This window comes from Streptomyces sp. iso_384 (assembly GCF_056172905.1).
The window spans coordinates 7,212,385-7,224,398 of the sequence record NZ_JBWBTT010000001.1; the positions used below are offsets into that span (position 1 = coordinate 7,212,385).

Annotated in this window: 9 protein-coding genes; 1 reads left to right on the top strand and 8 read right to left on the bottom strand. The window is 72.6% G+C overall.

Features of this window, described 5'->3' with window-relative positions; translation table 11 throughout:
• Positions 1 to 77: 77 nt before the first annotated feature.
• From AC0VY3_RS32375 to AC0VY3_RS32410, 8 genes are all read right to left on the bottom strand, one after another.
• Complete coding sequence (locus tag AC0VY3_RS32375; protein ID WP_103512009.1) at positions 78 to 695, bottom strand: TetR/AcrR family transcriptional regulator; 618 nt, start codon at positions 693 to 695, stop codon at positions 78 to 80.
• The gene (locus tag AC0VY3_RS32380) at positions 683 to 1,417 is read right to left on the bottom strand and encodes an enoyl-CoA hydratase family protein (protein ID WP_475551221.1); all 735 of its coding nucleotides are present in this window, start codon (positions 1,415 to 1,417) and stop codon (positions 683 to 685) included. The genes AC0VY3_RS32375 and AC0VY3_RS32380 overlap by 13 nt, the downstream gene beginning before the upstream one ends.
• Positions 1,414 to 3,015: a 4-coumarate--CoA ligase family protein gene (locus AC0VY3_RS32385; protein WP_475551222.1), complete on the bottom strand. Its 1,602-nt coding sequence runs from the start codon at positions 3,013 to 3,015 to the stop codon at positions 1,414 to 1,416. The genes AC0VY3_RS32380 and AC0VY3_RS32385 overlap by 4 nt, the downstream gene beginning before the upstream one ends.
• A 162-nt stretch (positions 3,016 to 3,177) precedes the next feature.
• Entirely contained in the window at positions 3,178 to 4,347 is a 1,170-nt protein-coding gene (locus tag AC0VY3_RS32390; protein ID WP_103512012.1) for an acyl-CoA dehydrogenase family protein, read from the bottom strand.
• Positions 4,344 to 6,341: an acetyl/propionyl/methylcrotonyl-CoA carboxylase subunit alpha gene (locus tag AC0VY3_RS32395; RefSeq protein ID WP_475551223.1), complete on the bottom strand. Its 1,998-nt coding sequence runs from the start codon at positions 6,339 to 6,341 to the stop codon at positions 4,344 to 4,346. The genes AC0VY3_RS32390 and AC0VY3_RS32395 overlap by 4 nt, the downstream gene beginning before the upstream one ends.
• Positions 6,342 to 6,348: 7 nt before the next feature.
• Entirely contained in the window at positions 6,349 to 7,956 is a 1,608-nt protein-coding gene (locus tag AC0VY3_RS32400; protein ID WP_103512014.1) for an acyl-CoA carboxylase subunit beta, read from the bottom strand.
• The gene (locus tag AC0VY3_RS32405; RefSeq protein ID WP_475551224.1) at positions 7,953 to 9,719 is read right to left on the bottom strand and encodes an acyclic terpene utilization AtuA family protein; all 1,767 of its coding nucleotides are present in this window, start codon (positions 9,717 to 9,719) and stop codon (positions 7,953 to 7,955) included. Before AC0VY3_RS32405 ends, AC0VY3_RS32400 begins: the two co-directional genes overlap by 4 nt.
• Positions 9,716 to 10,531: a TIGR03084 family metal-binding protein gene (locus tag AC0VY3_RS32410; protein ID WP_103512016.1), complete on the bottom strand. Its 816-nt coding sequence runs from the start codon at positions 10,529 to 10,531 to the stop codon at positions 9,716 to 9,718. The genes AC0VY3_RS32405 and AC0VY3_RS32410 overlap by 4 nt, the downstream gene beginning before the upstream one ends.
• Before the next feature lie 662 nt (positions 10,532 to 11,193).
• Here AC0VY3_RS32410 and AC0VY3_RS32415 point away from each other — a divergent pair.
• Positions 11,194 to 11,985 carry an AfsR/SARP family transcriptional regulator gene (locus AC0VY3_RS32415; RefSeq protein ID WP_475551225.1) on the top strand — a complete coding sequence of 264 codons (792 nt, stop codon included), beginning with the start codon at positions 11,194 to 11,196 and terminating at the stop codon, positions 11,983 to 11,985.
• Positions 11,986 to 12,014 lie beyond the last annotated feature (29 nt).

A 12,014-nucleotide genomic window follows, 5' to 3' on the forward strand; every position in this document is an offset into this window, starting at 1 on the left:
CGGACGGCCGTGCGAACGTTCGCCGCCCACTCCTCATCCCCGCGTCGACTCCCGTACACCGGAAGGTCCGCACCAGCTCAGCCCCGGGGACCCAGCCCCTCCTCCACCAGCGTCGCCCACTGCGCCACCACCCGCGCCCGCCGGGCGGTGTCGTCGGTGAGGAGGTTGGCGAGGCCGAGGCCGCGGGCCATGTCCAGCAGGCCCTGGACCGTCTCGCGGGCGCCGGGGCGGGACTCGTCGGCGCCGAGGAGTTCGACGGCGATGCGGTGGGTCTCGCGGCCCACCCGGGCCTCCAGCTCCGTGACGCGCGGGTGGAGCTGGGCCTCGTTGGCGGCGGCCACCCAGAGGTGGAGCGCCGCCCGGAACAGCGGGCCGGTGTAGAGGTCTACCAGTGCCGCGACCACCTCGGCCCGGCCCTGGACGGGCAGTGCGCGCAGGGCGGCGGAGCGTTCCTCGGCGACGTACTCCACCGCACCCGTGAACAGGTCCTCGCGGGTCGGGAAGTGGTGCTGGGCCGCGCCGCGCGAGACGCCGGCCCGCTCGGCGACGACGGAGACGGTGGAGCCCGCCCAGCCGTGTTCGGCCAGGCAGGCCACCGCGGCCTCCAGGAGCCGCTGCCGGGTCGCCCGGCTGCGGTCCTGCTTGGGCGCGTGAGCAGCCCGAGGAGTGGTGGAGGAGGAGGTCACCGCACCCACGCTGGGTCCCGTCGTTCCAGGAAGGCCGTCATCCCCTCTCTCGCCTCGTCGGAGGCGAACAGCGCTGCTGAGCGGGCGATGAGGTCTTCGGCGTACTGGTCGAAGCTCCTCAGCACCGTAGCCGTGACCAGCTCCTTCGATGCGGCCAGCCCCTGCGGCGAGGCCCGGCGCAGCCCGTCGAGGACCGGGACGAGCGCCTTGTCCACGTCCTCGGCGGCCACCGTCACCAGCGAGATCCTGGCCGCCTCCGCCGCGTCGAAGCGCTCACCGGTGAGGTAGTAGCGGTGCGCGGCCGTACGGTCCAGGCGCGGCAGCAGCGTGAGCGAGATGACCGCCGGGGCCAGGCCGAGGCGGGACTCGGTGAGGGCGAAGGACGACGCCTCGCCCGCCACCGCGATGTCGCACGCCGCGAGCAGGCCGAGACCGCCCGCCCGGACATGGCCGTCCACCCGGGCCACCACCGGTTTCGGCAGCGCCATGATCTCCCGCATCAGGCCCACGAACGCCGCCGGGTCCGGCGGCGCCTTCAGATCCGCCCCGGCGCAGAACGTCGACCCCGTGTGGGCCAGCAGCACCGCCCGTACGGTGTCGTCGCCCGCACACTCCGCCAGGGCGTCGCGCAACTCCGCCACCAGCGCCGCCGAGAGCGCGTTGCGGTTGGCCGGGGAGTCGAGCGTCAGCGTCGCGATGCCCCGCTCCCGGGATGTGGCGATCAGAGTCACTTCTCCTCCGATGGTCCCGAACGATCCGTCTTCTCGCGGTCGCGCAGCTCGCGCCGGAGGATCTTGCCGGAGGCCGCCCGGGGCACCGCCTCGATGAACTCGGCCTGCCGCACCTTCTTGTACGGGGACACGCGCTCGGCGACGTACGCCATCACGTCGTCCTCCGTCAGGCCGTCCGCCGCCGGGCCCCGGACCAGGAACGCCTTCGGGATCTCGTTGCCCTCGGCGTCGTACACCCCGATCACCGCGGCGTCCGCCACCTGCTCGTGGGTCAGGAGCAGGGCTTCCAGCTCGGCGGGGGCCACCTGGTAGCCCTTGTACTTGATCAGCTCCTTCACCCGGTCGACGACGTACAGCCAGCCGTCCGCGTCGGTCCGGCCGACGTCGCCCGTGTGCACCCAGCCGTCCGCGTCGATCATGTCGGCGGTGGCGTCGGGACGGCCCAGGTAGCCCTTCATCACCTGCGGGCCGCGGATGAGGATCTCGCCGTCCGCGCCCGGCTCGGCGTCCTTCGCCGGGTCCTCCAGCGACACGATCCGCATCTCGGTGCCCGGCAGCAGCTTGCCGACCGTGCCCGGCGGCGGCTGCTCGACGGAGAGCGGCACCACGTGCGTGCCCGGCGACAGCTCCGTCATCCCGTACGCCTGCCGCACCGGAGGGACCCCGAGCCGGGCCGAACACGCCGCCGCCAGCTCGGCGTCCAGGGGGGCCGCCGCACTGACGATGTACTGGAGCGAGGACAGGTCGTACTCCCCCACCAGCGGGTGCTTCGCCAGCGCCAGCACGATCGGCGGGGCCACGTACAGGCCGGTGATCCGGTGCGTCCGGATGGCCTCCAGGAACTGTGCCAGGTCGAAGCGGGGCAGGACGACGACCGTCGAGCCGCAGCGCAGCGGCGCGTTCATCAGGGCGGTGAGGCCGTAGATGTGGAAGAAGGGGAGGACGGCCAGGATGCGGTCGCCCTCGCCCATGGGGATGAACGGTCTCAGCTGCTCCAGGTTGGTCGCGATCGACCGGTGCGTGAGCATCACGCCCTTGGGCGTGCCCGTCGTGCCGGAGCTGTACGGGAGCGCCGCGACATCCTCGCCGGGGTCGATCGCGATCTCCGGTTCGGGGGCCGTGGAGGCCAGCATGTCCAGGATGGAGGTGTGGCCCTCCGCCTGGTCGCAGACGTAGATCTCCTTTACGCCGCCGGTCAGCTCGGCCGCCCGGCGGGCCGTCGCCAGGAGCGGTGAGACCGTGACGATCCACTTCGCGCCGCTGTCGGCGAGCTGCTTGGCGAACTCCTCGGGCGTGGCCAGCGGGTGCACGGTGGTGACGGAGGCCCCGGCGCGGGTGGCCCCGTAGAAGACCGCCGGGTAGGCGATGGTGTTCGGGCTGTGCAGGGCGAGGACGTCGCCCTTCCGGAGCCCCGCCTCGGCGAGCTCGGCGGCGATGCGCCGGTGGAAGCCGTCGAGCTGGGTGTACGTGAGGGAGGTGCCGTTCGTCCCGTCGATCAGGGCGACGGTGTCACCGAACCCGGCGGCCTCGCCGAGGACCGCGTCGTGGATGGGCGTGTCGAGGGCCGGTACGTCTGCGTACTCGCTGCGGAACACCATGGCGGTCCCCTGTCGTCGCGGCTTCCCGTGCCGCCGTGGCGGAGGCGCGGGACGCCGTGCGGGTGTGGAGGGTCAGAATCACCCCTGCGGGGGAGGGATGGGGAGGGGTCGGACAGCGCGAAGAATCACGGCGCGGTCAGGGCCTGATCCGAACGACAGGCCCTAGTAGGACTTCGGCAGGCCCAGCGTCTGGTGCGAGACGTAGTTCAGGATCATCTCGCGGCTGACCGGGGCTATCCGGGCCACCCGGGACGCGGTGATCAGGGACGCGAGGCCGTATTCGCGGGTCAGGCCGTTGCCGCCGAGGGTGTGCACGGCCTGGTCGACGGCCTTCACGCACGCCTCCCCGGCGGCGTACTTCGCCATGTTCGCCGCCTCGCCCGCCCCGATGTCGTCGCCCTCGTCGTACAGCCGGGCCGCCTTCTGCATCATCAGGCGCGACAGCTCCAGGTCGATGTGCGCGGTGGCGAGCGGGTGCGCGATGGCCTGGTGGGAGCCGATGGGGGCCTTCCAGACCTGGCGGGTACGGGCGTACTCCACGGCCTTGCCGAGGGCGAAGCGGCCCATCCCGATGCCGAACGCGGCCGTCATGATCCGTTCGGGGTTGAGCCCGGCGAAGAGCTGGAGCAGGCCCGCGTCCTCGTCGCCGACGAGCGCGTCGGCGGGCAGCCGTACGTCGTCCAGGACGAGTTCGAACTGCTTCTCGGGGGCGTGGAGTTCCATGTCGATCTGGTTCCGGCCGAAGCCGGGGGCGTCGCGCGGGACGATGAACAGGCAGGGCTTCAGCTTCCCGGAGCGGGCGTCCTCGGTGCGGCCGACGATCAGCGTGGCGTCGGCTATGTCGACGCCGGAGACGAAGACCTTGCGGCCGGTGAGGAGCCAGTCGTCGCCGTCGCGGCGGGCGGTGGTGGTGATGCGGTGCGAGTTGGAGCCCGCGTCCGGTTCGGTGATGCCGAAGGCCATGGTGAGGCTGCCGTCGGCGAGGCCCGGCAGCCACGTCCGCTTCTGTTCCTCCGTGCCGAAGCGGGCGATGACCGTGCCGCAGATCGCGGGCGACACGATCATCATCAGGAGCGGCGAGCCGGCCGCACCCAACTCTTCGAGCACGATGGAGAGTTCGGCCATGCCGCCACCCCCGCCGCCGTACTCCTCGGGAAGGTTCACGCCGAGGTAGCCGAGCTTCGCGGCCTCCGCCCACAGCTCGTCGGTGTGGTTGCCCTCGCGGATGACGGTGGTCATGTAGTCGCGCCCGTACCGCTTTCCGAGGGCGGCGACGGCGGCCCGCAGTGCCTGGTGCTCTTCGGTTTCGAGGGCGGTGCGTGCGGTGCTCATGCGGTCTCCTCCGGTACGGGAACGGGTACGGGGGTGGCGGCCGGGTCCTCCTGGACCACGGCGAGCAGCGCGCCGACCTCGACCTGGTGGCCGGGGGCGGCGTGCAGGGCGGTGAGGTTGCCGGTGACGGGGGCGAGGATGCGGTGCTCCATCTTCATCGCCTCCAGCCAGATCAGCGGCTGCCCGGCCTCGACGGGAACCCCGGCGGTCAGGCCCTCCGCGAGGCGGACGACGGTCCCGGGCATCGGGGCGAGCAGGGAGCCGGGGGCGGTGTGGGTGGCGGGGTCGGTGAAGCGGGGCAGGGCGGTGAAGGTGTGCGAGGCGCCGGTGGTGTCCACGTGGATCCGGTCGCCGTGGGCGCTGATGGAGAAGTGCCGGGTCACGCCGCCGACTTCGAGGGTGACACGGTCGGGTGCGGTGGCCAGGACCCGGATGCCGGGGGCGTCCTGCGGTTCCGGGGCGCCGGTGCGTCCGGTGCGGTAGGCGACCTCGTGTTCGGTCCCTTCGGGTTCGCTTCGGTAGCGCTTGTGCTGGGGCTGCGAGGGCACGTTGCGCCAGGCCCCGAAGCGGGTGGGGGCCGGGCCGCCGGGTGCGGCGGTGTTGCGTACGGCCGAGGCCAGGGCGGCGGCGAGGGCGGCGGTGGCGGGGTCGCCGGATCCCGGTGCGGTCAGGGCGGCCAGGTGCCGGTCGTAGAACCCGGTGTCCAGGCGCGCCGCCGCGAAGTCCGGGTGGCGCAGCGACCGTACGAGCAGCTCGCGGTTGGTGACCGGCCCGTGGATCCGGGCCCTCTCCAGCGCGCGGGCGAGCAGCCGGACGGCCTCGGCGCGGGTCGGGGCGTGGGCGATGACCTTGGCGAGCATCGGGTCGTAGTGCACGCCGATGGTGTCACCGCCGGTGTATCCGGTGTCCAGGCGCAGGCCCGGCGCGTCCGGCACCTCCAGTGCGTGCAGGGCCCCGGTCTGCGGCTGCCAGTCGCGGGCCGGGTCCTCGGCGTAGAGCCGGGCCTCGACCGCGTGGCCGGACGGCTCCGGGGGTGCGGTCGACGGCAGCGGCTCGCCATCGGCCACGCGCAGTTGAAGGGCGACCAGGTCGAGCCCGGACACGGCTTCCGTCACCGGGTGTTCGACCTGGAGGCGGGTGTTCATCTCCAGGAAGTACGGGCGGCCGTCGGCGGAGACCAGGAACTCCACGGTGCCCGCGCCCCGGTAGTCCACGGCACGGGCCGCCGCCACCGCCGCTTCGTGGAGCCGGGTGCGCAGGGCCTCGTCCAGGCCGGGCGCGGGGGCCTCCTCGATGACCTTCTGGTGGCGGCGCTGGAGCGAGCAGTCGCGGGTGCCGAGCGCCCACACGGTGTCGTGCTCGTCGGCCATCACCTGGACCTCGACGTGCCGGCCGCGTTCCACGTACGGCTCGGCGAAGACCTCGCCGTCGCCGAAGGCCGACGCCGCCTCGGCGGCCGCCGCCGTCAACTCACCGCGCAAGGCGTCGAGTTCGCGGACGATGCGCATGCCGCGGCCGCCGCCGCCGGAGGCCGCCTTGAGCAGCAGCGGCAGATCGTCCTCGCCCGCCGCCGCCGGGTCCACCGGGGCGAGCAGCGGCACCCCGGCCCCGGCCATCAGCTCCTTGGCCCGGGTCTTGGACGCCATCAGCTCGATGGCCTTCACCGGCGGGCCCACCCAGACGAGCCCCGCGTCCTGCACGGCGGCGGCGAAGGCGGCGTTCTCGGAGAGGAAGCCGTAGCCGGGGTGCACGGCGTCCGCCCCGGCGGCCAGCGCGGCGGCCACGACGAGGTCGCCGCGCAGATAGGTGTCGGCGGGCGCGGCCCCCGGCAGCCGTACGGCGAGGTCCGCCTCCCGTACGTGCAGGGCCTCCGCGTCCGCGTCGGAGTACACGGCGACCGTGGTGATGCCCAGGTCACGGCAGGTGCGGAAGATCCGGCAGGCGATCTCGCCCCGGTTGGCGACGAGCAGGGTGTGGATCACGTCACTCCTCATGGGCGGGTCACATCCGGAAGACGCCGAAGCCGCCGCGGGCGCCCTCGACCGGTGCGGTGTGGATCGCGGACAGGCACATGCCGAGGACGGTCCGGGTGTCGCGCGGATCGATGACCCCGTCGTCGTACAGCCGCCCGGACAGGAACATCGGCAGCGACTCCGACTCGATCTGCTGCTCCACCATGGCGCGCAGCCCGGCGTCGGCCTCGTCGTCGTACGGCTGTCCCTTCGCCGCCGCCGAGGCGCGGGCGACGATGGACAGCACACCCGCGAGCTGCTGCGGGCCCATGACGGCGGACTTGCTGCTGGGCCAGGCGAAGAGGAAGCGCGGGTCGTAGGCGCGGCCGCACATGCCGTAGTGGCCGGCCCCGTAGGACGCGCCCATCAGGACCGACAGATGCGGGACCTTCGAGTTCGCCACCGCGTTGATCATCATCGCGCCGTGCTTGATGATGCCGCCCTGCTCGTACTCCTTGCCGACCATGTAGCCGGTGGTGTTGTGGAGGAAGAGGAGCGGGATGTCGCGCTGGTTGGCGAGCTGGATGAACTGGGCGGCCTTCTGCGACTCCTCGCTGAACAGCACCCCTTGGGCGTTGGCGAGGATCCCGACCGGATAGCCGTGCAGCCGCGCCCACCCCGTCACCAGGCTCGTCCCGTACAGCGGCTTGAACGCGTCGAAGTCCGAGCCGTCCACCAGCCGGGCGATGACCTCGCGCGGGTCGAACGGCACCTTCAGATCGCCCGGCACGATGCCCAGCAGCTCCTCCTCGTCGTACTTCGGCGGCTCGGCGGGTCCGGGATCGGTGTGCGCCTTGCGCCAGTTGAGGCGGGCGACGATACGGCGGGCCTGGCGGATCGCGTCCTGCTCGTCGACGGCGAAGTGGTCGGCGAGCCCGGAGGTACGGGCGTGCATCTCGGCCCCGCCGAGCGACTCGTCGTCGCTCTCCTCGCCGGTGGCCATCTTCACCAGGGGCGGTCCACCGAGGAAGACCTTGGACCGCTCCTTGATCATCACGGTGTGGTCGGACATGCCGGGGACGTACGCGCCGCCGGCCGTCGAGTTGCCGAACACGACGGCCACGGTGGGGATTCCGGCGGCGGACAGCCGGGTGAGGTCCCGGAACAGCGCCCCGCCCGGGATGAAGATCTCCTTCTGGGACGGCAGATCGGCCCCGCCCGACTCCACCAGGCTGATGACGGGGAGCCGGTTGGCGAAGGCGATCTCGTTGGCGCGCAGGGCCTTCTTCAGCGTCCAGGGGTTGGACGCCCCGCCGCGCACGGTCGGGTCGCTGGCGGTGATCAGGCACTCGACGCCCTCCACCACCCCGATCCCGGTGACGAGCGAGGCCCCGACCGCGTATTCGGGGGAGGCACTGCCCCAGGCGGCCAGCGGCGACAGCTCCAGGAACGGGGTGTCGGGGTCGACGAGCAGCTCGATCCGCTCGCGCGCCGGAAGCTTTCCGCGCCCCCGGTGCCGGGTCACGTACTTCTCGCCGCCGCCCGCGAGCGCCTTGGCGTGCTCGGTCTCCAGCTCGGCGAGCTTGGCCAGCAGGGTGGCCCGGTTCGTGGCGTACTCGGGACTGGTGGTGTCGAGCGCGGTGGGCAGGACGGTCATGCGGTCACCTCCGGGAGGGGGATGCCTTCCAGCAGCGGTACGGGGACGGGCAGCCACCGGGACCGCAGCCACTCCCCCACCGCCTTGGCCTGCGGGTCGAACCGGGCCTGGGCGGCCACGCCTTCGCCCAGGAGGCCGCGGACGGTGAAGTTCAGGGCGCGCAGGTTGGGCAGGACATGGCGGACGACGGTCAGGTCGGCGGTCTCCGGGAGCAGTTCCTTGAACCGCTCGACGGTCAGCTCGTGCGCCAGCCACCGCCAGGCGTCCTCACCGCGCACCCAGACACCGACGTTGGCGTCGCCGCCCTTGTCGCCGCTGCGCGCGCCCGCGATCAGCCCGAGGGGGACGCGCCGGGTGGCGGCGGAGGGGTACGGGTCGGGCAGCGGCGGTTCCTCGACCTCGGCCGGCTCCTGCGTGAGGCCGGGCGGTTCCATGACCAGTCGGCTTCCGTCCGGCAGCACGGCGGTGTGCTCGACATCGCCCGCCGGTACGGGCCGGGCCTCGAACACCCCGTAGGGCGCGCCCTTTCCGGGCGGGGCGGTGACGTGGAAGCCGGGGTAGCTGCCGAGGGCCAGCTCGACGGCGGCCCCGGAGACGGCCCGGCCGACCGCGTCGGCGTCCTGGTCGCGGACGACGAGCCGGAGCAGCGCGCTGGCCCGCTCCTCGGTGTCGGCGTCGGGGTGGTCGGTACGGGCCAGCTCCCAGCGCACCTCGGCGGGCGGGCGGGTGCCGCCGCGCTCCAGGGCGTCGGCGAACTGGGCCTTCACCAGGTCCGCCTTGGCCTCGATGTCCAGGCCGGTGAGGACGAACACGACCTCGTTGCGCCGGCCGCCGAGCCGGGTGAGCCCGGCCTTGAGGGTGGGCGGCGGGGCCTCGCCGCGTACGCCGTCGATCCTGACCCGGTCCGGGCCGTCGGCCGTGAGCGTCACGGTGTCGAGGCGGGCGGTGACGTCGGGGCCCGCGTACCGGGCTCCGCCGGTCTCGTACAGGAGTTGGGCGGTGACGGTGGAGAGGTCGACGACCCCGCCCGTGCCGTCGTGCTTGGTGATGACGGACGAGCCGTCGGCATGGATCTCGGCGAGCGGGAAGCCGGGGCGACGGAGGCGGGCGGGGTCGTGCTCGCGGAAGAAGGCGTGGTTGCCGCCGGTCGCCTGCGTACCGCACTCCAGGACATGCCCGGCGACCACGGCGCCCGCGAGTGCGTCCAGGTCGTCCGGGCCCCAGCCGAAGTGGGCGGCGGCGGGACCGGTGACCAGGGCCGCGTCGGTGACCCGGCCGGTGACGACGACATCGGCCCCGGCCCGCAGACAGGCGGTGATCCCGGTGCCGCCGAAGTAGGCGTTGGCGGTGAGGAATCCGTCCGGGACGGGCAGGCTGTCGCCCTCGACATGCGCGACGGCGACGGGCACACCGACCGTGGCCGCCAACTTCCTCACGTCGTCGGCGAGTCCGGCCGGGTTGAGGCCGCCCGCGTTGGCGACGATCTTCACCCCGCGCTCATGGGCGAGGCCGAGCCCTTCCTCCAACTGGCGCAGGAAGGTGGTGGCGTAGCCCTTCTCCGGGTCCTTGAGGCGGCTGCGGCCGAGGATGAGCATGGTCAGCTCGGCCAGATAGTCGCCGGTGAGGACGTCGAGGGGGCCGCCGGTGAGCATCTCGCGCAGCGCGTCGAAGCGGTCGCCGTAGAAGCCGGAGGCGTTGCCGATCCGGAGGGGTGCGAGGACGGGGCCGGGGGTGGAAGTGCGATCCGGAGCTGGGGTGTTCACCGGTGGCCGTCCTGTCCGGCGCGCTCCGCGCGGGGCAGCCGGCCCGGTCCGGGAGGCCCGGCGAAGGCCTGGGCGAGGGAGAGCCACTGGTCGGCGTCGCGTCCCTCGGCGGTGACCGCGAGGTCACGGCGGTGGGCGCGCTGGGTGACCAGGAGGCAGAAGTCGAGGAGCGGCCCGGTGACGCGCTGGGCCGCGTCCTCCGGGCCGTACGCGATCAGCTCGCCGTCCGGAGTGCGGAGTTCGACGCGGAACTCGACCTCGGGGGCGGTGATGCCGCGTACCGCGTAGGCGTAGTTCCGGGCCCGTACGCCGATCCGCGCCACGTGCCGGAGCCGGGCGGTGGGGGTCCGGGTCACGCCGAGGGCGTCGGCGATGTCCTGGCCGTGCGCCCAGGTCTCCATGAGCCGGGCGGTCGCCATGGACGCCACGCTCATCGGCGGCCCGTACCAGGGGATCCGGGTCCCGTCCGGGGCGTCGCGGAGGACCTTGTCGAGCCGCTTCCGGCCCTCCCGCCACCGGGCGAGCAGGGCGTCCGGGGCGTGGGCGGCGACCAGGGCGTCGGCCGCCTCGTCGACGAAGGAGTCGGGGGCGGCCAGGGCCCTGGTCACCTCGTCGCCGAACCGGTCCGGCTCGGTGGCCGCCAGCACCGCGACCTCGTCGGTCCAGCTGAGATGGGCGATCTGGTGGGCCACGGTCCACCGCTCGGCCGGGGTCGGCCCGCGCCAGTCCGAGGCATTCAACTCCCTCACCAGCTCGTCGAGTTCGTCGCTCTCTTCGCGCAGATCGTCGATCACGGCTACGACAGCGGACACGTGCGCCCCCCCTCGGGACCGGGTGTGGTGCCCAGGAGCATGGCAGCGCGCCGGAAAACAATCAAGCGCGCTTGCATGATTTTCTGTGCGCAGCGTGCCGGAGATCCGTAAAGGCAGCGGTAACGGGAACGGGTCGGCGGCCCCGGGGCGTCTCCACCGAGGAGAAGCGGCGGACCTTACCTCCCAGTAGAACGGATCGGAAGGTTCCTTAGGGAAAGATTCAAGTCAATCACACGCTGGTGCTAGCCGGATCACATCAGCTCTGACAGCGTGAGCCACGTTCCAACGGGGGAACGACTGAGGAACACTTGTGTGCGTTCCCCCTGCCCTGACCAAGCAGGAGACGACATGACGCACTTGAGCAGGATCGCGGCGCACCCCGCGCACAGGACCCCTCCCGCCGTTCCACTTGACGGCGAGAACCGGACAGCAGAGCCTCTCCGTCTCGGTATCGACGCTCCGCTCACGTCGCACCGGCGGGAGGGTACCTGTTGATCAACCGCGCACGAGCCGGTCTCTCCGACGGCTCCGTCCCCCCCACCGCTCGGAACACCCCAGGGCCCGCCGCCCTCCCCACCCCGGCGCCACCGCACGACACCCCCGACATACGCGCCGCCCCCTGTTTCGGCGTTCTCGGGCAGCTCTCGGTCCGCGGCAGGACGATGTCCGTCACCTCACCCGTCCGGCGGGCCGTTCTCACGGCGTGCCTGCTCCGCTTCGGACGGCCCATCGGCATCGCGGAGTTCAGCGAGATCCTGTGGGACGACCCACCGGTATCGGCCACGGCGAACCTCCGCAGCCATGTGACGGGACTGCGGAGGGAGCTCGACGAGATCGAGGAGGGACTCGGCGAGCGGGTGAAGACCTACCGGGGCGGCCAGAGCGGATACGGATTGGAGATCGCCGCCGAGGAATTCGACCTTCCCCGGTTCACGGCGGCTGTCGAACGTGGCCGAAATTGGCTGCTGAATGGATTCAGTGAGTCGGCCGTCGACGCCCTGGAACTGGCGGTAGACCTCTGGAACGGCCCCTTCGGACAGGACCTGCCGCCCACGCGGTGGTTCAGCTCCCACACGGCGGGGCTCAACAACCTCCGGCTGGACGCCTATCAGGACCTCTTCACCGCGTCCGTTCTCGCCGGCCGCACGAGCATGCTGCCCTACCGCATAGAGAGCCTGATCGCCGAGGCTCCCTACCGGCAGCATCTCTGGGAACTGCTCGCCGCGGTGCACTGTCTGCACGGCGACACCGCCAGCACGCTGTCGGTGGTCGGTCGCTGCCAGAAGCTGTTCGCGGAGGACCTGGGGCTCGATCTGCCGCCGGGGATCGAGGCCATGCGGACGGCGGCGCTCAACTGGGACCGCGACGAGGCCATGCGGCTCGTCGCGTCGAGGACGCGGGCCTCGGCGGAGGGGTGCAGGTGCCGAAGACCCTCACACCCCTCCTCCCCCTGACACGGAAGACGCGACGGGCGTCCGGTGGC

Bases quoted from the DNA above. Each gene is read 5' to 3' on its own strand.
- AC0VY3_RS32385 (WP_475551222.1), bottom strand. From the start codon at position 3,015: ATGGTGTTCCGCAGCGAGTACGCAGACGTACCGGCCCTCGACACGCCC.
- AC0VY3_RS32390 (WP_103512012.1), bottom strand. From the start codon at position 4,347: ATGAGCACCGCACGCACCGCCCTCGAAACCGAAGAGCACCAGGCACTG.
- AC0VY3_RS32395 (WP_475551223.1), bottom strand. From the start codon at position 6,341: ATGAGGAGTGACGTGATCCACACCCTGCTCGTCGCCAACCGGGGCGAG.
- AC0VY3_RS32400 (WP_103512014.1), bottom strand. From the start codon at position 7,956: ATGACCGTCCTGCCCACCGCGCTCGACACCACCAGTCCCGAGTACGCC.
- AC0VY3_RS32415 (WP_475551225.1), top strand. From the start codon at position 11,194: ATGTCCGTCACCTCACCCGTCCGGCGGGCCGTTCTCACGGCGTGCCTG.